The sequence below is a fragment of the Actinophytocola oryzae genome (assembly GCF_004364325.1).
Lineage (GTDB): Bacteria > Actinomycetota > Actinomycetes > Mycobacteriales > Pseudonocardiaceae > Actinophytocola > Actinophytocola oryzae.
Map to the genome: position 1 here is coordinate 414123 of NZ_SOCP01000001.1, position 23040 is coordinate 437162.

At 71.0% G+C, this 23040-nt stretch carries 22 protein-coding genes and 2 pseudogenes; 15 read left to right on the top strand and 9 right to left on the bottom strand.

Annotation, left to right across the window (positions count from 1 at the left end; all coding sequences use genetic code 11):
- Window positions 1–3: 3 nt before the first annotated feature.
- A complete protein-coding gene (locus CLV71_RS01730; protein WP_133900753.1) occupies window positions 4–477 on the bottom strand; it encodes a nuclear transport factor 2 family protein in 474 nt (157 codons plus the stop codon).
- A gap of 266 nt (window positions 478–743) precedes the next feature.
- Here CLV71_RS01730 and CLV71_RS01735 point away from each other — a divergent pair, with 266 nt between their 5' ends.
- The 4 genes from CLV71_RS01735 (at window position 744) to CLV71_RS01750 (ending at window position 3128) form a co-directional block, all read left to right on the top strand.
- The gene (locus CLV71_RS01735; RefSeq protein ID WP_133900754.1) at window positions 744–929 is read left to right on the top strand and encodes a hypothetical protein; all 186 of its coding nucleotides are present in this window, start codon (window positions 744–746) and stop codon (window positions 927–929) included.
- Window positions 902–1372 carry a hypothetical protein gene (locus CLV71_RS01740; RefSeq protein WP_133900755.1) on the top strand — a complete coding sequence of 157 codons (471 nt, stop codon included), beginning with the start codon at window positions 902–904 and terminating at the stop codon, window positions 1370–1372. Before CLV71_RS01735 ends, CLV71_RS01740 begins: the two co-directional genes overlap by 28 nt.
- Window positions 1373–1470: 98 nt before the next feature.
- On the top strand, window positions 1471–2382 hold the full coding sequence (locus tag CLV71_RS01745; RefSeq protein WP_133900756.1) for an ABC transporter ATP-binding protein: 912 nt from the start codon (window positions 1471–1473) through the stop codon (window positions 2380–2382).
- Entirely contained in the window at window positions 2379–3128 is a 750-nt protein-coding gene (locus tag CLV71_RS01750; protein ID WP_133900757.1) for an ABC transporter permease, read from the top strand. The genes CLV71_RS01745 and CLV71_RS01750 overlap by 4 nt, the downstream gene beginning before the upstream one ends.
- 88 nt (window positions 3129–3216) lie before the next feature.
- Here the strand turns inward: CLV71_RS01750 and CLV71_RS01755 are convergent, their stop codons facing one another.
- Window positions 3217–5874 carry a CHAT domain-containing protein gene (locus tag CLV71_RS01755; RefSeq protein ID WP_208297337.1) on the bottom strand — a complete coding sequence of 886 codons (2658 nt, stop codon included), beginning with the start codon at window positions 5872–5874 and terminating at the stop codon, window positions 3217–3219.
- A gap of 111 nt (window positions 5875–5985) precedes the next feature.
- On the opposite strand from CLV71_RS01755, the gene CLV71_RS01760 reads away from it, so the two are divergent.
- A complete protein-coding gene (locus CLV71_RS01760; protein ID WP_166663876.1) occupies window positions 5986–7443 on the top strand; it encodes a S8 family peptidase in 1458 nt (485 codons plus the stop codon).
- A 174-nt stretch (window positions 7444–7617) separates the two neighbouring features.
- On the opposite strand, the gene CLV71_RS01765 is transcribed toward CLV71_RS01760, so the two are convergent.
- From CLV71_RS01765 to pdxR, 3 genes are all read right to left on the bottom strand, one after another.
- Window positions 7618–8055 carry a hypothetical protein gene (locus tag CLV71_RS01765; RefSeq protein ID WP_133900759.1) on the bottom strand — a complete coding sequence of 146 codons (438 nt, stop codon included), beginning with the start codon at window positions 8053–8055 and terminating at the stop codon, window positions 7618–7620.
- Complete coding sequence (locus CLV71_RS01770; RefSeq protein ID WP_133900760.1) at window positions 8052–8612, bottom strand: RNA polymerase sigma factor; 561 nt, start codon at window positions 8610–8612, stop codon at window positions 8052–8054. The genes CLV71_RS01765 and CLV71_RS01770 overlap by 4 nt, the downstream gene beginning before the upstream one ends.
- Window positions 8613–8694: 82 nt before the next feature.
- Window positions 8695–10119, bottom strand: coding sequence for a MocR-like pyridoxine biosynthesis transcription factor PdxR (gene pdxR / locus CLV71_RS01775; RefSeq protein WP_166663877.1), 1425 nt, complete (start codon window positions 10117–10119; stop codon window positions 8695–8697).
- Window positions 10120–10166: 47 nt separating this feature from the next.
- On the opposite strand from pdxR, the gene CLV71_RS01780 reads away from it, so the two are divergent.
- Both CLV71_RS01780 and CLV71_RS01785 read left to right on the top strand, forming a co-directional pair.
- Window positions 10167–11318: an MFS transporter gene (locus CLV71_RS01780; protein WP_133900761.1), complete on the top strand. Its 1152-nt coding sequence runs from the start codon at window positions 10167–10169 to the stop codon at window positions 11316–11318.
- Window positions 11319–11404: 86 nt separating this feature from the next.
- Window positions 11405–12505 (top strand): RICIN domain-containing protein, encoded by a 1101-nt coding sequence (locus CLV71_RS01785; protein WP_133900762.1) that lies wholly within the window; start codon window positions 11405–11407, stop codon window positions 12503–12505.
- Window positions 12506–12583: 78 nt separating this feature from the next.
- On the opposite strand, the gene CLV71_RS01790 is transcribed toward CLV71_RS01785, so the two are convergent.
- A complete protein-coding gene (locus CLV71_RS01790; RefSeq protein WP_133900763.1) occupies window positions 12584–13456 on the bottom strand; it encodes a hypothetical protein in 873 nt (290 codons plus the stop codon).
- A gap of 106 nt (window positions 13457–13562) precedes the next feature.
- Between CLV71_RS01790 and CLV71_RS01795 the strand changes: the two genes are divergently transcribed.
- The 6 genes and pseudogenes from CLV71_RS01795 to CLV71_RS01815 all read left to right on the top strand — a co-directional run bounded on the left by CLV71_RS01795 (window position 13563) and on the right by CLV71_RS01815 (window position 19370).
- Window positions 13563–14261, top strand: a complete 699-nt coding sequence (locus CLV71_RS01795) for a TetR/AcrR family transcriptional regulator (RefSeq protein ID WP_133900764.1) — start codon at window positions 13563–13565, stop codon at window positions 14259–14261.
- 12 nt (window positions 14262–14273) lie between these two features.
- Window positions 14274–15398, top strand: a pseudogene (locus CLV71_RS01800) (FAD-dependent oxidoreductase); the annotation flags it as partial.
- A 12-nt stretch (window positions 15399–15410) separates the two neighbouring features.
- Window positions 15411–15971 (top strand): NADPH-dependent FMN reductase, encoded by a 561-nt coding sequence (locus CLV71_RS49130; protein WP_166663919.1) that lies wholly within the window; start codon window positions 15411–15413, stop codon window positions 15969–15971.
- 219 nt (window positions 15972–16190) lie between these two features.
- A complete protein-coding gene (locus tag CLV71_RS01805; protein ID WP_133900765.1) occupies window positions 16191–17042 on the top strand; it encodes an NAD(+)/NADH kinase in 852 nt (283 codons plus the stop codon).
- A 418-nt stretch (window positions 17043–17460) separates the two neighbouring features.
- Window positions 17461–18741 (top strand): nucleotide sugar dehydrogenase, encoded by a 1281-nt coding sequence (locus CLV71_RS01810; protein ID WP_243866168.1) that lies wholly within the window; start codon window positions 17461–17463, stop codon window positions 18739–18741.
- Between the two features lie 95 nt (window positions 18742–18836).
- Window positions 18837–19370 carry an EF-hand domain-containing protein gene (locus tag CLV71_RS01815; RefSeq protein ID WP_133900767.1) on the top strand — a complete coding sequence of 178 codons (534 nt, stop codon included), beginning with the start codon at window positions 18837–18839 and terminating at the stop codon, window positions 19368–19370.
- Window positions 19371–19443: 73 nt separating this feature from the next.
- Here the strand turns inward: CLV71_RS01815 and CLV71_RS01820 are convergent, their stop codons facing one another.
- Both CLV71_RS01820 and CLV71_RS49135 read right to left on the bottom strand, forming a co-directional pair.
- Window positions 19444–20016, bottom strand: coding sequence for a sugar phosphate isomerase/epimerase family protein (locus tag CLV71_RS01820; RefSeq protein ID WP_243866170.1), 573 nt, complete (start codon window positions 20014–20016; stop codon window positions 19444–19446).
- On the bottom strand, window positions 20010–20291 hold the full coding sequence (locus CLV71_RS49135; protein WP_243866171.1) for a hypothetical protein: 282 nt from the start codon (window positions 20289–20291) through the stop codon (window positions 20010–20012). Before CLV71_RS49135 ends, CLV71_RS01820 begins: the two co-directional genes overlap by 7 nt.
- A gap of 564 nt (window positions 20292–20855) precedes the next feature.
- Between CLV71_RS49135 and CLV71_RS01825 the strand changes: the two genes are divergently transcribed.
- On the top strand, window positions 20856–21233 hold the full coding sequence (locus CLV71_RS01825; RefSeq protein WP_133901206.1) for a hypothetical protein: 378 nt from the start codon (window positions 20856–20858) through the stop codon (window positions 21231–21233).
- Window positions 21230–21721 (top strand): hypothetical protein, encoded by a 492-nt coding sequence (locus CLV71_RS01830; RefSeq protein WP_133900768.1) that lies wholly within the window; start codon window positions 21230–21232, stop codon window positions 21719–21721. The genes CLV71_RS01825 and CLV71_RS01830 overlap by 4 nt, the downstream gene beginning before the upstream one ends.
- 523 nt (window positions 21722–22244) lie before the next feature.
- Here the strand turns inward: CLV71_RS01830 and CLV71_RS01835 are convergent.
- Window positions 22245–22850 (bottom strand): annotated as a pseudogene (locus tag CLV71_RS01835) (transposase); the annotation flags it as partial.
- Window positions 22851–23040 lie beyond the last annotated feature (190 nt).

A 23040-nucleotide genomic window follows, 5' to 3' on the forward strand; every position in this document is an offset into this window, starting at 1 on the left:
CGGTCACGTGTGGGAGGCGCCGGTCTCGATCGGGGTGTTCGGCTCGGGTGCCGTGCCGGGCAGTGGGGTGGTGTCGTAGTAGCGGACCTCGTAGACGCGTTCGGCGAACCGCCAGCCCTCGGGGGTTCGCCGGTACGTGTCGTGGTAGAGGGCGTAGTTGAGGTGCGAGGTGCCGTCGCGCAGGCGGCCGAACTCGACGACGTAGGCCCGGCCGGTGGCGGTGTCGCCGTCGAGGCGGACCGTGCCGGGGTGGGTGTTCTGGACGAAGAACTCCCACAGCCCCCGCAGGCGCGTGACGGCGGCCCGGATCTCGGCACGTGTCTCGAACTCCGCCGGGAGGTGCGGCATGCGCCACGCTCCGTCCTCGGTGAACAGCGACGCGAGCCTCTCGAAGTCGGCCTGCATCCCGGCGTCGGTGAACTCGGCGCACAGCGCCTGGATCTCGACGCGGTCGGCCGGCGCCTGTAGGTCCGTCATGGGTTCCTCCCTGGTCTCCTGCCAGGTCCGACGAAGTACGGCGCGGAGATGTGCGGCGCTGTCACCCACAGGAGGGAACTTGCCGGTGCGCTGGTGTGGCCGGCAGGCGCGGCGGTACCTCGGGGGAGGCGAGTCGCACTCGACCGCGGAGAGGGAGCGTCGATGGTGTCCGGGAACCAGCAGGTCGCGGAGCCACCACGTGTGGGGAGGTCGTGGCCGGCCCTGGATGAGGAGTTCGTCGCGCAGATGTCCACACTGGAGGACGAGTGCGGGCGGATCCGCGCGAGGTGCGGGTGGACGAGGGGGTCGGCATCCGGGGCGTGCCCGTCCGCTGCGCCTACGCCAAGATCAGCATGCGCGACCTCGCCCGCCTGCGGCCGGAGATCGGCCCGTACCTGGTGCGGTCGGCTCCGGTGCGCTGTTCGTGCAGAACGGCCTGCGCGGAAGGCTGATCGGCGACAACAAGCTGTGCCTGGCCGTGCTGTCCGACCCCCGGTTCGCCGACCTGTTCACACCGGCGGACTACACCAGGGTGCAGGCCGCCATCCCGTGGTCACGCAACATCGCCACCTGCGACGCCGCGACCCTGCGCACGATCCGTGACCGTCCGGAGGACTACGTGCTCAAACGGCCGCTGGACACCCGAGGGCGAGGCGTGGTCATCGGCCGTGAAGCCACTGACTGGGCCGACGCGGTGAACACGGCACTCGTCGAGCGGTGGCTGGTCCAGGAGTACTGCTCGACCACCGTGTTGCCCGTCGACTCCGGCGGCTTGCGCCACGACCTCACGCTCGGTGCCGTGAACGGCCGTCTGGCCTCGGTGTTCGCGCGGGTGGGCACGGAGGAGCGGCTCAACATCGCCCGCAGCAGCCGCCCACACCCCGTCTTCCTGTAACCGCTTCCTGGGAGTTGGCTGGGAGTGCGTGCCTGTTCGGCGGCGACGCCGCACGCACTCCCAGCGCGTCGTGACATCGTCCCGACAACGTGGCTCTCATGAGCAACACGATCGAAGCGCGTGGCCTCACCAAGCGCTACGGCGACAAGCTCGCCGTGGACGACCTCGACTTCACCGTCGAGCCGGGGCGGGTGACCGGGTTCCTCGGGCCGAACGGGGCGGGCAAGTCGACGACCATGCGGCTCGTGCTCGGGCTGGACGCGCCGACCGCGGGCACGGTCACCGTCGGCGGGCGTCGGTACCGTGACCTGGAGCGTCCGCTGCACACGGTCGGCGCGCTGCTCGACGCCCGTGCCTGCCACCCGGGGCGGACCGCCGCAAGCCACCTGCTCGCCATCGCGCAGACGGCGGGCGTCGGACGGGCACGGGTGGACGAGGTGCTCGGGTTGGTCGGACTGGAGAGCGTGGCGGGCAAGCGGGCGGGGACGTTCTCCCTCGGCATGAGCCAGCGCCTCGGGATCGCCGCCGCGCTGCTCGGCGACCCGTCGGTGCTGATGTTCGACGAGCCCGTCAACGGCCTGGACCCGGAAGGCATCCGCTGGATCCGCACCCTCATGCGTGACCTGGCCGAGGAGGGCCGCACGGTGCTGGTGTCGAGCCACCTCATGAGCGAGATGGCGTTGACCGCGCAGCACCTGCTGGTGATCGGTCGCGGCAGGCTCATCGCGGACACCGGCATCGAGGACTTCCTGCGTGAGTACGGCACCGAGTCCGTCCTCGTCCGCGCCGACGAGCTGGACCGGCTGGCCCGCGTGCTGCGCAGGGCAGGCGCCGAGCTGGCGTCCGAGACCGACGCGCTGCACGTCCACGGCGTCACCGCGACCGAGATCGGCAAGCTCGCGGCTGGCGAGGGGATAGCGCTGTCCGAGCTGACCCCGCACCGCGGCTCGCTGGAGGACGTGTTCATGGCTTTGACGAACGACGCTGTCGAGTACGGGGTGGGCGCGTGAACCTCATCCGTTCGGAGTGGACGAAGTTCCGGAGCCTGCGGTCCACGTGGCTGACCATGGCGGTGACGGCGTTGCTGGGCGTCGGCATCGGCGCGATGGCGACGGCGGGCCAGGCCCGCGAGTACACCGGCGAGGACTGGGACCCGACCGCGCTCAGCCTGACCAGCGTCACCGTCGCGCAGCTCGCGATCGGGGTGCTTGGGGTTCTGGTCATCACGGCGGAGTACGCCACGGGCACCATCGGGCCGTCGGTCACCGCGGCACCGCGCCGGGGTCGCCTGCTGGCCGCGAAGCTCGCGGTGCTGGCGGCCGCGTCGGTCGTGCTCTGCCAGGCCATCGGGTTCGCGTCGTTCTTCGCGGGCCAGGCCGTGTTCGCGGGCGCCGACGTGCCGTACGCGACCCTCGGCCAGCCGGACGTCCTGCGGGCGGTCATCGGCAGCGGCCTGTACCTGACGGCCATCGGACTGCTGGGCCTGGGCATCGGCGCGATCCTGCGTTCCACCGCGGGGGCGATCGGCACGCTGGTGTCGGTCACGTTGCTGATCCGGCTGGTGGCACAGGCCCTGCCGGAGTCGTGGGCGGACTGGATGAACCGCTACTGGCCCACCGTCGCGGGCGAGCGGATCCTGTCCGTGCTCCGCGTCCCCGGCGACCTGAACCCGTGGTGGGGCTTCACCATCCTGTGGGGCTTCGTGGCCATGGTCGTGGCCGCCGGCTACACCGTCCTCCGTACGAGGGACACCTGACACCTCGGCCCCGGGAAACGCACTGAAGGACGCCTTCCTGACGCTCAGCGTTACGAAGGCGTCCTTCAGTGCATGCCGGTGGCGAGCGTCAGGCCGCGCCGAGGGCGACGAACGACCACGCGGTGGCCACGGCGACCGGGTCGGCGGGGGTGGTGGCCCTGGCGGTGGCGAGGGCCTCGCCCAGTGTCGTGTTCCCGGCGTTCAGGGCGGTGTGCATCGCACGCATCACGGACACCGTGGCCGTGTCGTTGACCGGGACCACGGTGGCCGCGATGCCCGCGGTGCCGAGGGGGAGCAGGGCCGCGGTCAGGCCGAGCAGCTCGTCGGCCCCGACCGGCTGCACGGCACCGGAGTCGCACGACGGCAGGATCATCCGGTACGGGGTCCTGCGCAGCTGCTGGAAGTCGTACACCGTCAGCGGTCCGTCGGCCAGGCGGATCGACGAGAACATCGGGCTGTCCGCGCGGAACCGGCCGTGCGCGGCCAGGTGCACCAGCGAGCTGCCGTCGATCGTCCTCAGCACCGCCGACGCGGTCGCGGCCTCGTTCTCGATGACGTGCGCGTCCGGGTAGGCGGCGGCGAGGTGGGGGATCTCGCCGCCGCTGCTCGCCAGACCGGGGCCGCGCACCAGCACGACCTTGCCCCCGGCCGGACGCGGCGCGCGGCGGGCGTTCACCCACGTCGTCGCCGACGGCGCCACCGAGTGCACCCGGTCGCGCAGCCCGGGCAGCAGCGCCCACGGCACCGCCTGGAAGCGGCCGGGCGGCACGATCACCACCGGTCCGTCGCCGAGCCGCGCCCCGCCCAGCAGGTGCTCCTCCAGCTGCCTGCCCACGACCTCCAGCCTGGCCAGCAGCCGCTCGGCCACGCCGGGCACCGGCCCGTACGCGAGCCTGCGCAGCAGCCAGCACGCCGTCTCCACGTGTCCCGCCGCGACCGACACCTTCCCCGCCACGGTCCTCGTGACCCGACCCCCACCGCACACCAGCACGTGCAGGTCGCCGTCGATCGGCACTATCGCGGCAAGGCGGCCGTCGCCCAGCTCGTCCAGCAGCGGGCGGACGATGCCGTGCGCCGTACCCGGCGCGCCGTCGAGTGTGCCCGGCTGGCGGCGCACCCGGTCCCTGATCCGCCGCTCCAGCCGCTGTGACCTCGTGGCCAGCGCGCCGAACGGTGTGCCGTTGACCAGTGCCTCGTCCAGGCGGCTGGTCGTCGCACGCAGTGTCGCCAGGTCGTGCAGCACGTCGTTGTCGGTCGGCGGGCGCACGGCGGGCACCGCACACACCGTCGCCCGCCAGCGTTCGCTCCACATCAGCAGCCTGCGTGCTCGGGAACCACGCAGGCACGTCCGCAGCGCCAGCTCGGCCAGCTCGGCGCCGTGGTCGGTCGCGCGGGCCCGCAGCTCCGACGCCCCCAGCGTCAGCCGGTGCTCGTCCAGCACGTCCAGGCCGCGCCTGCATGCCTGCAGCACCAGGCGGGTGTTGTCGTCGACGGCCGCCAGCAGCGCCTGCGCCAGCCAGCCCTCCGCCCTCGTGATGGCCGAGCCGCCGTGGCGTGCGGTGGCCGCCGCCCTCAGGTGCTCCCGTGCCGGGCGGCGCATCGCGAGCGCGACGCGGCCCGCCAGCAGGTTCGCCTCGATCAGGTCCGGCGCGTGCAGTGCGCCGAGGCCCTTCACGACCTCGCGGACCTGCGCGAGCTGCCCCGCCTCACCCGGCTCGGTCGCGAACCGTGCCTGCAGCGCGAGCAGCCGCGCGTGCTGGCGCCACCACTCGCGGCGCTGCGCGGTGAACAGGCGCACGGCCTCACTCGCCCGTTCGAGTGCCGCGCGGGGCTTCTTCGCCGCCAGCGCCGCACGTCCCGCGACCAGGAGCAGCTCGGCCCTGCGGGTCGTCTGGCCGTTGCGGTCGGTCACCTCCGCGATGGCCGCGTCCGCCTCCAGCAACGCCTCGTTGGGCAGCCCGGCCGCCAGCAACACCGCGCACCGGTCGGCGACCAGCTCGGGCATGGGCGTGTCCAGCCGGTGGAACCTGCGGTCGGCGTCCTCGAGCCTCGTCAGCGCGGCGGGCAGGTCGCCGGTGCGGAACGCGGTCAGCCCCAGGTTCTGCACGGCCACCGCGGAGTCGTGCTCCTGGTCGGTCTCGGCGAACAGCCGCGCGGCCTCGGTGAAGTCCGCGTCCGCCCGCTCGACCGCGCCGAGCGCGAGGTGGACCTGCCCACGCACGGCGAGCACCCGCCCGGTCCAGACGGTGTCCTTGGCGCGTCGCAGGACCATGACCGCCGCACGCAGGTCGTCGAGCGCGTCCCGGTGCCGTCCCAGCACCCACAGCGCGCCGCCGCGCCGGAACCGCACGCGTGCGCCGTGCGTGCCGGTCGACGCGGCCACCGCCCGGTCGAGCGTGGCGAGGCCGGTGCGGGTCCGTCCGTCGTGCACGAGCGCGATGCCGAACGTGGCGAGTACGTCGGCCTCCCGTTCGGTCGAGCCGGACTTCCTGGCGAGCGTCAGCGCGAGGCGCAGCTCGGTGATCGCCGACGTGAGGTCCCCGAAGTCACGCTGGACGATGCCGATGGCCTGGTGGGCGATCGAGGCGGCGAGCGGGGTCGGTGAGCAGGCCAGCACGGCGTTGGCCTGTCTGATGGCCTCGTTGGGGTCGGCGAAGACGAGCTGGAGCAGGTGGTGCGGGGTGCGGTCACCGTCCCGCCGTTCGGGCTCGCCGGTGCGGGGTGACCAGCTGACGGCCTCGCTCACGTCGCCATATTACGGATTGGCAACAGTCCGGCGCACGACCGCGGCAGCGGTATTTGACCGCCGGGGTGGCGCATCCACTTGAGAGACATGTTCTCCATGGGGGGAGGCAACGTGCCGCAGTATGACCGGAACAGGAATGTCGAAGATCGTCAGGGGGGAATCCAGGCGATCAGCAGGGCGCAGTTCGCGGCGATCGAAAGGGCCGCGGAGCAGGAACAGGTCCGGTTCGAGTCCGAGCCGGCCAACGGGTCACCGACCCACATCTGGCAGAAGGACCACCTCCTGGTCAGTGGCGATGTCGTCGAGTACGGCATCGAGGGGCTGAGCAGGTTCGCCACCGAGCCCGTCCGCCACCTGGACGGCACCGAGCAGTCGAACGCACCTGGGCGCGCGAGGCTGCTGCGGATCAACGAGAACGAGGGGAGGAGCGCGTGGCAGGTCGCGGCGTACCTGAACAGCCAGCGGGGGCTGGCGGGGAAGGTCGCCGTCAACAACGTCGTGCACGTGGCGCACCAGGACGGCGCGAACCTCTGCCCGGCCGACGAGCCGGTGCCGGGTAGGCCCTTCCCGGAGACGATTCCCTATCCACCGCCGATGGCAGGCGACGCGGGCCTGGGGGTACGCGTCGAGGTCGTCGACACGGGACTGTCTCCGGGCTGGTCCGCCAACCACCCCTGGCTGCACGTCGACGGGCGTGCGGCCGAGGTGTCCGGTGACAGGGAGGACGGCACCTACCGGCCGGACGGCCGGATAGCCGCCCACGCGGGCCACGGCACGTTCATCGCCGGCATCGTCCGCTGCGTGGCGCCCGGTGCCACCGTGCACGTGTCCAACACGTTGCGGTGGGCGGGCGCCATGCTCGAGTCGGAGGTCGCCCGCGCGATCATCGACGCGGCGGACAGGAGCCCGGCGCCGCACGTCATCAACCTGTCGGCGGGCTTCGTGCCGATGCACGACCACGCGGAGAAGTCCGCGCCGCTCGCGCTGGGGATGCTCGACGTGATGCGGCACCTGACGCGCCGGGGCTGCCGCACGCTCCTGGTGGCGGCGGCCGGCAACGACGGCAAGGGACCGGACGACGTCTGGTTCTACCCGGCGGCGTTCGCGGGCGAGAAGGAGTTCGACGACGTCGTCGTCGCGGTCGGCGCACTGCAGCAGGACCGCGAGGGCCGGGCGTGCTTCTCCAACTTCGGCGACTGGGTGACGGTCTACGAGGACGGGGAGAAGCTGGTCAACGCGTTCCCCGAGGGCATGTTCAGGTACCAGGAACCGCTCCTGGGCAAGGACGCGTCGGTGTGCGTCTACGGCGACCCGCCGCTGTACGACGGGTGCTCGTGTGTGACCGCGCCACAGCAGGGGACGGTCGTGCGCTCGCGCGGCATGGCCGAGTGGAGCGGCACGTCGTTCGCGGCACCCGTGGTGGTCGGCAGGCTCGCCGAGCGGATGTCCCACAGGTTCGCCGACCGCCCGAGGGCGGCGATGCAGGACCTACTGAAGGACACGATCGAGATAAAGGACGCGGGCGACCGGGTCCGGCTCCCGATCTTCCCGAGGCCGGTCGGCGGGTGAACCAACCGCTCCGCAGGACAAGCAGAAGGTATAACCCCACGACGCTGGACGTACAGATGGTGCAACCACGCAACGCGTGGCCGGGTGAAGGCCCGGTCACCCGTGAGCGGAGCGAGTCAATGTCTCCGTGAGCGGAGCGAGCCAAATCCATCACAGCGAGCCAATAAAACACCGCTAGACGAGGATCCACTGGGTGGTGACGACCACCCCGTCCGGTGCGGCCACGCGAAACCTGGCCGCACCCCGATGGATCTCGGTGGTGAACATACCGTCGGTGCCGACCGGCAGTGCCCAGCGTTCACCACCGAGGTCCATTTCGGCTGTCCCGGAGATGCCGTCGACCAACCCGCGCACGGTCACCCGCTCGTCCACGTACTCGAGCTGTACCTCCAGCGAGAATTCACCCAGCTGGAACGACAGCAGGCGCAGCTGGTCCTGGTCGCCACGCACCTGGGCGAACTCCGAGGCCGAGTCGAGCAGCAGTTCCGCGAGCTGCTCGTCGAAACGTCTGCTCAGCAGTGCGCCCCGGGCGTTGTCGAGCACGGACTCCGGCACGGGGTCGACTCGGGAACAGGCACTGCGCAGCTCGTCCATGAGCTCCTCGTCATTCATCCGCGGTCACCCCGTTGTCCGTCGGTGTCCATCGACTCACGCAGCTTCTGCAGGCAACGCTGCCGGGTCGGGCCGAGGCTGCCGATCGGCATGTCCAGTGCGGCGGCGGCTTCCCGGTAGCTGGGTGGCGGGGACGCCATCAACACCCGCAGCAGCCGGAAACACGTCTCGCCGAGTGCCGCGACCCTGCGCCACAGTGCGATGTCGCGCTCGGTGGTCAGCATCGCGTGGTCGACGGGCGGAGCCGTGTCGGGCATGTCGTCGACCGGTTCGGCGTGGCGGACCAGCTGCTGGCGGCTCGTGCGGCGCAGCAGCTGCATGCACTCGCGCCGGACCGTGACCGCGAGCCAGGCGGGGAGCGCCTCCGGCTCCTTGATGTGGTCCACGTTCTCCACCAGCCGTAACCAGGTGATCTGGACGACGTCGGACGCGTCACGCTGGTCGAGCCGGAAACTCCGGGCGATGGACCACAGCAGGCTGCTGAACTCGTTCACGATCGCGTCCCACGCAGCCTGGTCACCTTTGCCTGCCGCGGCGAGCAAAGACCGCAACTCCACGTCGTCCTCCGTTGCATACCCTTACAGATACCTGTCGACACGACGCTGATTCACCGTGACCCGATCGTGCCCGCGCCATGGGCTACTCAACCGTCATGTCTCGCTTTAGCAGATCGGCGACGGTGGCGATACCGGAGTCGATCGAGCGTCGTGGGGTGTCGCCGAACCCGAGTACGAGCCTCGGCGCCGGCGGCGTCGCACGGCACATCCCGGCCATCCCGTAGAGCCCGACACCGCGCTCACTCGCCAAGTCGACCACCTCTGCCTCGTCCGCGCCCGCCGACAGGTGCAGCACCGCGTGGAAGCCCGCGGCGAGCCCGGTGACACGCAGGCCGGGCGCGTGGGTGGCCAGTGCGGCGAGGAGGGTCTCGCGCCGGGCCGCGTACTCGGCACGCACGCGGCGCAGGTGCCGGTCGAAGCGGCCGGACTCGACGAGCAGCGCCAGCGCCAGCTGGTCGAGAACGGGACTCCCGCGGTCGGCGACGAACTTGCCGCGCGTCAGCGCGCCGAGCAGCCGGTCGGGGGCGACCACCCAGCCGAGCCGCAGCGCCGGTGTGAGCGACTTGCTGACCGTGCCGAGCGAGACGACGTGGTCGGGGCCGAGGCCCTGCAGCGAGCCGACCGGGTCGCGGTCGTAGCGGAACTCGGCGTCGTAGTCGTCCTCGATGACGACGCCGTCGCGCCGGCGGGCCCACGCGAGCAGCTCCTGGCGCCGGTGCCCGGCGAGTACGACACCCGTCGGCCACTGGTGGGCCGGGGTGACGAGCACGGCCCGCGCCCCGGTGCGGTCGAGCGCGGCGACGTCGAGGCCGTCCTCGTCGACGGGGACGGGCACGGCCGCCATGCCCGCCGCGTTCGCCTGCTCGGTCGTCGAGCCGATGGCGCCGGGGTCCTCGACCGCGAGGGTGTCGACGCCGTCGGCGGCCAGTGCCCGCAGCACCAGCCCGAGTGCCTGCGCCATGCCCGCGCAGACGATGACCTGGTCGGCGGTGGCCGAGACCGCCCGCACCCGCCGCAGGTACGCGGCGAGCACCTCCCGCAGCCGTCGCTCGCCTGCCGGGTCGCCGTAGTCGAAGGCCGCGTTCGGCGCGCCGCGGCAGACCTCGCGCACGGCCCACGCCCAGTCCTCGCGCGGCGCGAGTCGCAGGTCCGGGACGCCGTGGCGGAAGTCGGCGACCGGGTGTCTCGGCCGGTCGGGCCGGGTCGGTGGCGGTGGTGCGGCCCGGCGGGTGGCGGCGTCGGCCGCGACGCGTGTCGCGGACCCGGGTCGGCTGGTGAGGTAGCCCTCGGCCTGCAGCTGCGCGTAGCAGTCCTGCACGAGCCCCCGGGACAGGCCGAGGACGCGGGCCAGCTCGCGTGAGGACGGCAGGCGTTCCTCCCCGGCGAGCCGCCCGGTGCGGATGGCGTCGCGGAGCTGGTCCTCCAGCTGGTCACGCAGTCCCGCGCCGCCGTCGCGGTCGATCGTCACGAGCAGCTCCGGACCCAAACCGGCCCACTCCACAGGCATGGAACTGGACCTTACCGATGACCCGGTTGGCTCGTAGCGTTCCCCGCATGACCACCGACCTCCGCACCCGACCGGCCAGGACGACCCTGGTCACCCGGGCGCTGCTGCTGCGCTTCGTGTCGATCGTCGGCTCGTCGATCGGCTTCTACCTCCCGCTCTCGGTCGTGCCGCTGTTCGCGGCGCAGGCAGGCTCGGACGGCGGCGCGGGGACGGTCGCCCTGCTGCTCGCCACGGTGGCGTGCGAGCTGGTCACGCCGCGCCTGATCGCCGTGCTCGGCTACCGGTGGGCGCTGGCGCTCGGGTTGTTCCTGCTCGGCGCGCCCGCGCTCGTTCTGACGGTCGCGTCGAGCACGTGGGTGATCATCGCGGTGAGCGTGGTGCGGGGGGCGGGTTTCGCGGTCAGCGTGGTGGCGGGCGGCGCCCTGACGGCCATGCTGATCCCGGCGGAGCGGCGCGGCGAGGGCCTCGCGCTCGTGGGGATCGTCGGGGGAGTGCCGGGCATGCTCGCGCTGCCCGCCGGTGTCTGGGCGGCGGCCCACTGGGGTTACGAGCCGGTGTTCGTGGTGACGGCGGCGGCCACGCTGCTCGCCATGCTGTCGCTGCCGGGCCTGCCCTCGCGGACACCGGTCGCGGCGACGGGTGACCACCACGGTGTCCTCGCCGGACTGCGCAACGGGCTCGTCATGCGGCCCGCGGTGGTGTTCGCGGCGTCGGCGGGGGCGGCGGGCGTGCTGGTCACGTTCCTCCCGCTCGCGACGGGCCCGGTGTGGGTGGTGGCGGCGGCGCTGCTCGCCCAGCCCGCCGCGTCCACGGCTGCCCGTTGGGTCGCGGGACGGCTCGGCGACCGCTTCGGCCCCGGCAGGCTGCTGTCCTACGGGCTCGTGCTGTCCGCGGTCGGGATGGCGGCGATCGCGGTCACCGGCTCGGCCGCCGCGGTGGTCGGCGGGGCGCTCGTGTTCGGCGCGGGCTTCGGCGTGCTGCAGAACGCGACGCAGGCGTTGATGTACGCGCGGGTGCCCGCCGGGGGAGCGGGTGCGGTGAGCGCGATCTGGAACGCCGCGTACGACCTCGGCATGGCGGCGGGTGCGCTCGGCGCGGGCCTCGCGGTCGCGTCGGTCGGCACTCCGGCGGCGTTCGTCCTCACCGCCGTCGCGATGCTGCCCGGGCTGGCCGTGGTCCGCCGCGACCGCCGCCCTTGACATTCCGTCATACGGCGCTTACTTCTGGTCAAGGCGATCAAGGGCAGATCGCGACCCTGCAACTTCTCAATGGCGAGGACACAGTCATGCGAGTGAACATCCGGCGGTTGGCCGCCGCCGCGGTCGGGTTGGTGCTTGCGCTCGGGGTGGCCACCGCCCCGACGGCGCAGGCCGAGTCGAACGGCGGCGTGCGGGTCATGCCGCTCGGCGACTCGATCACCGACGGCTTCAACGTGCCCGGCGGGTACCGGATCAACCTGTGGCAGCGCATGGCCACGGGCGGCTACACCGTCGACTTCGTGGGCTCGGGCTTCAACGGCCCGTCCTCACTCGGCGACCACGACCACGAGGGCCACTCGGGCTGGCGCATCGACCAGCTCGACGCGAACATCGTGGCGTGGCTGGGATCGTCGGCGCCGCGCACGGTCCTGCTGCACATCGGCACCAACGACATGAACCAGAACTACGACATCGCGAACGCTCCTGCCCGCCTGTCGGCGCTGATCGACAAGATCCGCGCGAACGTGCCGAACGTGGAGCTGTTCGTCGCACAGATCACCCCGGAGACCGACCCCACGCTGGAAGCCCGCGTGCGAGCGTACAACGCCACGATCCCCGGCATAGTCGCGCAGAAGGGCCCGCAGACCCACCTGGTCGACATGCACTCGGCGATCACGACGGCCGACCTCGCCGACGGCGTGCACCCGACCGCGGGCGGCTACGACAAGATGGCCGCGCGGTGGTTCTCCGCCCTGCAGTCCGTGCCGGGCAGCCTCCAGCCCACCCTGCCCCCGGTCGGCACGGCCGTGAGCCTGGTGAACCCGCAGTCGAACCGTTGCATGGACGTGAGTGGTGTCAGCACGGCCGAGGGCGCGCAGATCCACCTGTGGGACTGCCACGGCGGCACGAACCAGCGCTGGACCCGCACGGCGTCGGGTGAGGTGCGCGTGTACGGCAACCGGTGCCTCGACGTGAACGGCAACGGCACGGCCAACGGGACCAAGATCCAGATCTGGACCTGCAACAACTCGGCGGCGCAGCACTTCACGTTCAACGCCAACGGCTCGATCGTCGGCCAGGGCTCGGGCAAGTGCCTGGACGTGGCGTCGAGCGGCACCGTCAACGGGACCCTGATCCAGCTCTACGAGTGCAACAACTCGGGCGCCCAGCGCTGGTCCGCGCGCTAGCCGAGCCCCACGCTGGGCGTACTGAAGGACGCCTTCGTAACGCTGGGCGCAAGGAAGGCGTCCTTCAGTGCACGGGGGTCAGCCCAGCTCCTGGAGTAGGCGGGCGAAGTCGGCGGGGAAGTCGGTGACGACGTCCTCGCCGATGACGCCGTCACCGTCGGCGGCCCTCGCGACCGGTTCGAGGTAGGAGGCCTCCGGGGCGAGCCAGTACACCACGGGGCTGACCGGGGCCTGACTGTCCGCATAGGACGCGGCAGTCACGCGGGCGATCTCGGACAGGGCGTACCGGGCGCCGGGGCCGTCGGCCAGTACGTGGAAGACCAGTGTCGCGTGCTCCGGCATCGCGACCAGGATGCCGTGGGGATGGTCGGGGAGACCGGTCACCGCCTCGACCACCCACGGCAGGATCAGCACCGTCGACGCGACGTGGTCGCTGCCGTTGAGGACGTACACACCCTCGGCCGTCGCGTAGGTGTCCGGCAGCTGGCCCGCCAGGTTGGCCATGCCCGCGTCGAGCAGCCGGTCCAGCCCGTGGCGCCGCACCTGCTCGTCGTTCAGGATCGCGACGTGGTCGGGGTGGTCCATGGCGAGCACCACGAGCAGCCCCGGCGCGACCTCCCGCGCGTAGGTCCACCACTCGACCGGGCTCCCCTCGGCGGGCCGCAGCCGCGCGTACACGCGGTCCAGCACCCCGTCGGTCGGGCCGTCCAGCTCGGGGGTGCCCGCCCGCATCGCGGCGAGCAGCCGGGCGAGGCAGTCGTCGACCAGGTCGGGCCACTGGTCGGCCGGTGCGCCCGCGACGGCGTCGGCCACCGGCCCCAGGCCGAACCCGAGGTCCTTGCCTGCCTCGACGTGGTCCTCGTGCACCACCACGCGCAGGCCGGTGAAGGCCGGGCTGCGCCGGACCAGGTCGCGCAGGCGCTCGTGCTCGCTCGTCGTCAGGTTCCGCACCACGGGCACGGTACAGAGCGGGAGGCCCACGCGGTGTGACGGCCGCAACGACGAACATGTTCGTCACGACCTTGTTCGGAACGAACATGTTCGTTAGGCTGGGGGCATGACCACGCGCCCGAGGAACCCGATCAGCCGTCGCGAGCGGCCCGCCAAGGCGGCACTGTCCCGCGACGGGATCATCGCGACCGCGGTCGCCGTGATGCGGGCCGAGGGGCTGGAGAAGGTGACCATGCGTCGCCTGGCGCAGGAGCTGGACACCGGCGCGGCCTCGCTCTACGTGTACGTCGCCAACACCGCCGAGCTGCACGCGGCGATCCTCGACGAGTTGCTCGGCGAGGTGGACCTCGACACCGAGGCGCGGGACGGGGACTGGCGCGACCGCGTGGAGGCCGTCCTGACCTCCTACATGCGGGTCCTGTTCGCGCACCCCGCCCTGGCCCGCATGGCCCTGTCGGCGCGCCCCAGCGGCAGGCACTTCCTGCGGCTCGCCGAGCGCCTGCTCGCACTGCAGGTCGAGGGTGACGTGCCGCCCGCGCGTGCCGCCTGGGGTGTCGACATCCTGCTCCAGCTCGCCACGGCCAGCGTCGCCGAGCACGCCACGCAAGCCCAGTCGGGCGACAGCGAGGCCGACTGGGACGCGCTCACCCGCGCCATCCGCGAGGTGCCCGCCTCGACACACCCCCACCTGCACGCACTGGGCGCGAGCGTCCTCGGCGGGTCGCCGCAGGACCGCCTCACCTGGGGCCTGCGCGTGGTCATCGACGGCATCACACACACGCCCGTTCCGGGCGTCGAGAACTGAAGGAGTACCACCGTGACCCACTACCCGATCGCCATCATCGGCGCGGGCCTGAGCGGCCTGACGCTGGCGCGAGTACTGCACGTGAACGGCATCGAGTCGGCCGTGTTCGACCTCGAGCCCTCGCCGGAGGCCCGCGCCCAGGGCGGCATGCTCGACATCCACACCGACTCCGGGCAGGTCGCGCTGCGGGCGGCCGACCTGTACGACGAGTTCCGCGCGCTCGTCCACACCGGCGGCGAGGCGCTGCGGATCCTCGACAGGCACGGCGTAGTCCACCTGTCCGAAGAGGACGACGGCGACGGTGACCGTCCCGAGGTGGACCGGGGGCAGCTGCGTGACCTGCTGCTGCACTCGCTGCCGCCCGGCACCGTCCGGTGGGGCAGGAAGGCGACCGCGATCGCCGCGGTCGGCGGCGGCCGTCACGAGGTGACCTTCGCCGACGGCACGGTGATCACCACCGACCTGCTCGTCGGCGCGGACGGCGCCTGGTCGCGCGTGCGTCCGCTGGTCTCCGACGCGGTCCCCGCCTACACCGGGATCTCGTTCGTGGAGACCGAGCTGCTCGACGCCGACACCCGCCACCCGGCGAGCGCGGCCGTGATCGGCGGCGGCTTCTTCTTCTGCCTCGGCGACCGCAAGGGCATGCTCGCCCACCGCGAACCCGACGGCAGCCTCCACGTCTACACCGCGGTCGAGGCCGATGCCGGCTGGCTCGACGGCATCGACTTCACCGACCCCTCGGTCGCGAAGAAGGCGGTGCTCACCCGGTTCGACGGCTGGGCGGACGAGCTGCGCGCGCTGGTCGCCGACGCCGACGGTCCCCTGGTGCCGCGCCGCGTCCACGCTCTGCCCGTCGGCCACCGCTTCGACCGCGTGCCTGGCGTGACCCTCCTCGGCGACGCGGCGCACCTCATGTCGCCGTTCGCGGGCGAGGGCGCCAACCACGCCATGCTCGACGGCGCCGAGCTGGGCCGTGCGATCGTCGCGCACCCCGGCGACACCGAGGCCGCGCTGGCCGCCTACGAGGGGGACATGTTCCCGCGTGCCGAGCGGTCGGCGGGCGGGTCGGCCGCGAGCCAGCGGCTGCTGTTCGGCGACGACGCGGTGGCCGCCCTGCTCGACCAGTTCACGTCCCACGCGGACAGTGCCGTGCCGACCATCGCCGTCGTCCTCGCCAGCACGCGCCCGGTCCGCGTCGGCGAGGCCGTCGCCCGCTGGGTGCTCGACCGGGCGGCCACGCGCACGGACGCCCGCTTCGAGCTGGTGGACCTGGCCGAGGCCGACCTGCCGCCGCTCGACGAGCCGCTGCCACCCGCGCTCGGCCGGTACACCCAGCCACACACGCAGGCCTGGGCCGCGACCGTCGCCCGGTACGACGGCTTCCTGTTCGTGACGCCCGAGTACAACCACGGGCTACCCGGCGCGCTGAAGAACGCGCTCGACCGGGTGTACGCGGAGTGGAACAACAAGGCGGCCGCGTTCGTGTCCTACGGCCACGACGGCGGCGTCCGGGCGGTCGAGCAGCTGCGGCCGGTCATGGCGGCCCTCCAGCTGGCCGACGTGGGTGCGCAGGTGAGCCTGAACCTGCGCACGGACTTCGTGAACCGCGAGCTGGCGCCTGCCGCCCACCAGGACGCGGCACTCGCGACGACCCTCGACCAGCTCGTCGCGTGGGCCACGGCACTCGCCCCGCTGCGTGTCGCCGCCTGATCGACACGCCCGCCAGAAAGAGTGCAGACTCGCCTCATGACCGCAACTCTCGTGACACCCGCCGTGTCAGCTTCAAGCTCGGAAGCAGGCCGGGTGCTTCTCGACCGCACCTCACGGGAACGTGACGCAAGCCAGCCACAGGTACATGACCAAACGGGACCATTCCCGGCCACGGTGACCAGACAGTGAATTCCGAGGAGGCGGACCAGGTGCGTTGACGTGCGTTCGGCAGGTCTGGTGCTCCACCCCCGGCGCGACTCCGCGGCGGCGGTCGCCGCAGTGCTCGACTGGGCGGGGAGCAGGCACATCGAGATCCTCGGCATCGCGGACGAGGTCGTGCGGCTCGACTGCGCGGCGGTCGCGGTCTCGGCGGCGGAGCTGGGCAGCCGCTCGGACCTGCTGGTGAGCCTCGGCGGGGACGGGACGATGCTGCGTGCGATGCGGCTGGCCGACGGGCAGCGCGCGCCGGTGCTGGGTGTGAACCTGGGCAAGCTCGGGTTCCTCGCGGAGGTGGACGTGCCCGACCTGCCCGGCGCGCTGTCGGCCATCGACGAGCACGCCTTCACGGTGGAGCCGCGCCTCGCCGTGGACGCCACGCTCGGCGAGCGGACGGTCACCGCGTTCAACGACGTCGCGGTGGTGCGGGTGCCCGGCGACGGCAGCGCGGTGGTGGCGGTCCGGGTGGCGGAGCACGAGTTCGTCAGCTACGCGGCCGACGCCGTCATCGTCGCCACGCCGACCGGCTCGACCGCCTACAGCTTCTCCGCAGGCGGCCCGATCACGAGCCCGGCCGTCGAGGCGCTGCTGGTGACGCCCGCCGCGCCGCACTCCGCCTACAGCCGGGGCGTGGTGCTGTCCGTCCACGACGCGGTGACGCTGGACATCCTGCCCAGCAGCGGTCGGCTGGCGGTCGAGGTGGACGGCGAGGTGGCGGGCTACGTCCAGCCGGGCGACCGCATCGAGCTGCGTGGCAGGCCGAGCGCTGCCCAGGTGGTCCGCCTGGGCATGACGACGTTCTACCAGCGCGCCCGCCGCAAGCTCCGCCTGACCGACTCCGCCGAGATCCCGTAAGCCCCTCCGTACCGAAGGACGCCTTCCTAACGCCTGCGGTACTGAAGGCGTCCTTCGTAACGCCTGCCGTACTGAAGGACGCCTTCATTACGTTCGGCACGCGGGCACGAATTATCCGACGTAACCCCGCCGACCTCCACTCGGCCGCGTCGACACCCGGTCACGCGACGCAGTCGCTCTCTTCTTTGATCACCCGACCTGACGTCGCAATAGGTCGATGTGCGACACGCAGTATTGGCCAACCGACGCAAATCCCACGACGGGGGTACGGAATTCACCCATCGGCCTTCTCCGTCAGGTGATGTGGGTTTCCCGAGCGCGTGCACGCGCACGCGCTGGTAATTTGCGGGTCACCAAAATACCGCGAAAGCAGGGAGGTTGGCATGCGTTGGACAATCAGCGCGCTCGTGGCGGACGAGTGCGCGGGAAGCTTCTCGGGTTGAGCCCGGCCACGCGTTTCGACGTCGTCGTGGTCGGGGTCGGGCACGTCGGCCTCCCGCTCGCCAGGCAGGCCGACACGGCGGGCCTCACGGTGGCCGGGCTGGACGTCAGGGACACCGTGGTCGACGGGCTCGCCGAAGGCCGTTCGCACGTCGCGGAGGTGTCCGACCTCGACGTGAAGCTGATGCTGTCCAACGGCTTCCACCCCACCATCGACCCCAGGATCCTCAACGAGGCCGACGTCGTGGTGATCTGCGTGCCGACCGGGCTGGACGCCAGTGGCACGCCCGACCTGGGCGCCGTGCGTGCGGCGACCGCGACCGTCGCGGCCAACCTGCGGCCGAACGCGCTCGTCGTGCTGGAGTCCACGACGTACCCGGGCACCACCGACGAGGTGGTGCGGCCCATCCTGGAACGGGCCACGGGATGGACGGCGGGGGACGAGTTCCACCTGGCGTACTCGGCCGAGCGGGTCGACCCCGGCAACCGGCGGTTCGGCGTCAAGAACACGCCGAAGATCATCTCCGGGCACACCCCGCTGTGCGCCAAGCAGTGCGCCGCGTTCTACGGCCAGTTCGTCGACTCGCTGGTGGTCGCACGCGGCACCCGCGAGGCCGAGTTGGCCAAGGTGCTGGAGAACTCCTACCGGTACGTGAACATCGCGCTCGTCAACGAGGTGGCGATGTTCTGCGACCGGCTCGGCATCGACGTGTGGGACGTGCTGTACTGCGCGGGCACCAAGCCGTTCGGCATCGCGCCCTTCGTGCCGGGGCCCGGCGTCGGTGGCCACAGCATCCCGGTCGACGCCCGCTACCTCGCGAGCAAGGCGGAGGCGGAGGGCTTCTCGTTCGGCCTGCTCGACGCGGCACACGCGGTGAACGCGGGCATGCCGGTCTACGTGGTGGACCGCGCCGCGGCACTGCTCAGTCACTACGGCGTACCCGTGCGGGGCGCACGGGTCCTGTTGCTCGGGGCGACGTACAAGCCGAACGTCTCCGACACGAGGGACTCGCCCGCCGCCGGTGTGGCCGAGGGGCTGAGCCGGCTCGGCGCCGAGGTCCGCTACCACGACCCGTACCCGGTGACCCTGCCCGGCGTCGCGCGGGTGGCCGAGCTGTGGCCGTCGGTGGCGGCGGCCGACCTGACCATCCTGTTGCAGGACCACCGCGAATACGACCTGGGACACCTCGCGCGGTCGGCAAGGCTGCTGTTCGACACGCGCGGGGAGTGTTTCGGTGAACGTGTGCACCGGTTGTGACCACGAACCCCACGGTGCGACTGGGTAAGCCGAAGAACATCCGGTGGCAATTGACTGTTGACCCTCAATCATGAACCAGAAGGAGAAAGTCCGACATGACGACCGCGGTCCAGAACGACCGGCTTCGACAGCGTTTCCAGAAATGGGACGTGAACGGCAACGGGGTCATCGAACGGTCCGACTACGAAGCCGAGGCGCTACGCATTCTCCAGGCCTTCGGCGAGCCGCCCTCCTCACCCAGGGGACGGTCGCTCATGGAGGCCTATTTCGAGTTGTTCGACCGGATGGCACGCGCCGTCGGCTCGGCGGAGATCACCGAGGACCAGTTCATCGACTACATCGAGGAGCAGGTGTTCAGCCACGGTGACGCGGGCTTCAACCGCGTGCTCCGCCCCACGATCAGCGCGATCGTGAACATCTGCGACACCGACGGTGACGGCGAGGTCAGCCCCGCCGAGTTCGGCCGCTGGCTGTGGGCCGTCGGCGTGCCCGACGCGCAGGCGGTGGAGACGTTCCGCAGGCTGGACAAGTCCGGCAACGGGCGCTTGAGCAGCGACGAGCTGGTCGTCGCCGTGCGTGACTTCCACGCGGGAAAGCTCGACATACCGCTGCTCGGCGACTTCTGCTGACCCTCAGGGCCGGCGCGCCCGGGGCGCCTGCCCTGGGCGCGTTCCTCTGCGGACGCGCACCCGCCGCTCGCGGTCACCGACACCAGAGCGCGAGCGTCTCGTGCATGAGGCGGTGCAGCGCGATCCCGGTGTCGGCGAACCGTGCGGCCGCGTCGGGCGTGTGCCGCCCGACCCCGTGCGGAACGACGCCGAGACGCGGCTCGAGCGAGAACGACCCGCGGTAACCGTTGTCCAACAGCAGTCGCAGGCAGTCACGCACGCGTGCACTTCCTTCACCCGGCAGTGTGTACCGGGGTCCCTCGACCGCGTCCTTGACGTGTACGTGCGCGACACGGTCGACGAGGGTCATCAGCGTGTCGAACGGGCAGTAGCCGTGCGCCACGCCGTTGCCGATGTCGAACAGCACCCCGAACGCGGGACTGTCCACCGCGGCGAGAAGCTCCAGTGTCCGGTCCGCGTTGCCGCCGGCCCAGCCCGCCGAGTTCTCGTGGAGGAGCGTGACACCGGCCCGCTCCGCCCGGTCGGCCAGCACCCGGAGGCGTTCGATGACCCGTCTGCGCCAGTCCTGTTCGGACAGTCCGGCGTTGGGGTAGGACATGACGCTGATGTAGGGGCAGTCGAGCATGCGGCACCGGCGGGTCAGCACGTCCAGCTCCTCGAGATCGTCCTCGAACGGCGTGGTGACCGGCCGGCCCGCCCCCCGATCCGCGAGTCGACACACACGACGTCCTTGTCGGCCTGGCTGATCGAGCGCGCGACGAGAGCGAAGGTGGCGTCGTCCACTTCGGACAGCGGAACGCCGTCCACGGTCCGCAGCTCGATCGCGCTGAGACTCGCCGCGTCGAGGGCGGCCAGCTGGCCACGCAGGTCGGGTGCCGCCTCGTCGCCGATGCCGGCGAGGGTGACCGGGTCAGCCGGCATCGGACCGCCTCTCGTGGGGATCGCGTCGCAGAGTCGCCGCATGGCCTCCGTTTGCCGGCTGGTGGTTCCTGCGCCCGACATTTCCGGGACCGCCGCAACGTCAAGATGGCTGTGGTGGGCGTCCCGTAGAGAGTGAACGTACCGCCGGCACGGCCCCGACGGCGGTGGTTGAGAGCTGGTGAGGCCACCAGACAAAGGCGGCCTCACGGCCGCCGCATCATCCGAGTGTGGTGGGACTCTCCTCATAGGACCGGATTCATCGCTGTTGATCATCGATTCCACGGGGCTTTCCGCAATACGCCCTCCTGGATGATGATCGTCGTGAGATATCGGGAATTTTCGTGCTGAGCCGTGTTGTGGCCAGGCGGGGACAACTACCCAACGTCACTTGCAAGTCACGCTGAACCTGCATTTACTCCGAGGTTGAAGAGGGCTAAGGTCTCTACCTGGCAGCCGGGTCGGACCAATTGCCGTGAATACCGGCGAACCGCGTGTCGAATTATGCACAGCTGAATGCTGCGCTGATACAGGGAGTTTCCCCCGATGGCCAGGAGAACGAACAGCATGAATGTGGAGACGGCGCTCAAGGAGGCAATGAGCATCGACGGTGCGGCAGGCGCCGCGCTGGTGGACTTCGAGAGCGGCATGTCGCTCGGCACGCTCGGTGGCGGCGACTGGCTCGACCTGGAGGTGGCGGCGGCCGGGAACACCGAGGTCGTGCGGTCGAAGATGCGGGTGATGTCCGCGCTGGCGCTCGACGACACCATCGAGGACATCCTGATCACGCTCGGCAGGCAGTACCACCTGATCCGGCTGATCGGCGAGACCGGCAGGGGTGGTGGCCCGACCCTGTTCCTGTACCTGGTGCTCGACCGAGGCCGCGCCAACCTGGCGCTCGCACGTCACCACCTCAGGCGCATCGAGGGTGACCTGACGGTATGACCGCGGAAGTCGCCGACATGCCGAGAAACGGGCGGATGAAGGACATGATGCGACCTGCCCTCCCGGCCGGTCATCGTGGCCCGCCGCCCAAGGAGGCGGTGGCCGAGGCCCTGCGCGCGGTGCACGGCGAGGACGACGACATCCTCGGCGGCATGCTGGTGGCGGGCGTCGATGGCATGGTCCTGGCCGCCGAGGTGAACGGGTTCCAGGCCGAGACGCACGGACACCAGGTCGACATGCTGGCGGTCATGGCGGCGGTCGCGGCAGGCATCTCGGGCCAGATCGCCGCACAGGCGGTCGTGGGGGAGGCCGCGGCCTGCATGATCGAGGGCACGTCTGGTCACGTGGCGGTCTTCCCACTGGAGCCGGCCATGGTACTGATCGTGTTCGGCCAGACAGAGGCCAACACCGGCCGCTTCAACCTGGCCGCCCGCAGCGTCCTGACCCGCCTACGCGCGACGATCGCCGAGGCCCCGAACCAAACTTAGCCCGCGATGGCGTCATTCGCAGTGTCTGCGGCGACCGTCGGCACGGCGTCACCGCCGGTTCGAGTTGGCCGCTAGAAGTGTTCTGGGTTCGGCTTCGAGGCGATTCGGTGGGATCACCGACCGGACCTGGCTCGCGGTGGTGTCGTTTCGTCTGGAGCTGGTGTCGGGGCGAGACCGGCCGTTTTAACCTAGCCGGGGTGACGTTCTGGCCGCCACATGCCTCGATTGCCGAGGCCACGAACAGAATCTGGTTAGCGGTGGTGTTCGGCCAGGGCGAGGTCAACAGTGGCCGTCTCAACGTCGCAGCACGCGGAGTTCGGGTCGTGTGCGTGGGGCCTGCTGGCCAGAGTTGGTTGGTGGTGTCGGTTGTAGTGCTGATGGTGTTCGGCTGTCGGGGCGAACGCCGGTCGGGTCGACTTCGCTGCGCGCGGGGTTTTGTTCGTGTGCGTGAGGTGATTGTCCAGGTTGCCGACCAGATCTGACCGGTGATTCTGATGGCATTCGCGCGGAGTGAACCTTTTTGTCCTGTGGTGGTTTCGTAGTTGTGTAGTACGTGGATGGCTTTGGCGAGTCTGTCGATGCGGCGCGGGCTGATGCGGACTTGGTGCAGGATGCGCCAGTACTTCAGTTGGGCGTTAGCGCGTTCACCCGGACCGCGGAGCCGGGCGGGGGTCCGGTTGGCGTCCTTCTGCGACTCGGGTTTGTTCTTCCCCTTGTACGGGGTGATCACTCGTTCCCGGGTCGTGTCGTAGCCGTGGTAGTCCTTGTCGCCCAACGCGATCGGGCCAGCTTCCTCGAGTGTCGCGAGGATGTTCCAGGTCCGTGCCGCGGCGGTGTCGTCACGCTTCGCCTCGCGTGGCGCGTCCCGCAGCTTCGGCGCTCGCCTCGCGAGCAGTTCGACGGTTTCGTTCACATACCGCCGGCACGTCGTGGTCGACACCCCGATCCCGGCCCCGACCTGCGCGAACGGCTTACCTTTGCGCAGGTAGACCAGCACCAGCAGAGCCTGCTGCCCGGGGTTGAGCGCCCGCCACACCGACCCAATCTCTCGACGATGGGCATGGAGCAGGCCGGACACGAAGGTGAGGGTCTGATGTGACGACGGCAGCGCGGCACGGTAGAACAACACCTGAAGCCCCTGGATACTCGGCAGAACGATCTTGGTCGAAAGCGCTGCTACCAGGGGCTTCACCACGTCCGGCGCCGGCACGCCGACGATCATCAACCTGTGATCAACAAGAAGCCCAGCCTGCCAACGCATCCGAACCAGGATGAAACGACTCAGTGAACTTGGGTCGGGTCTTCGCGGCATGAGGTGT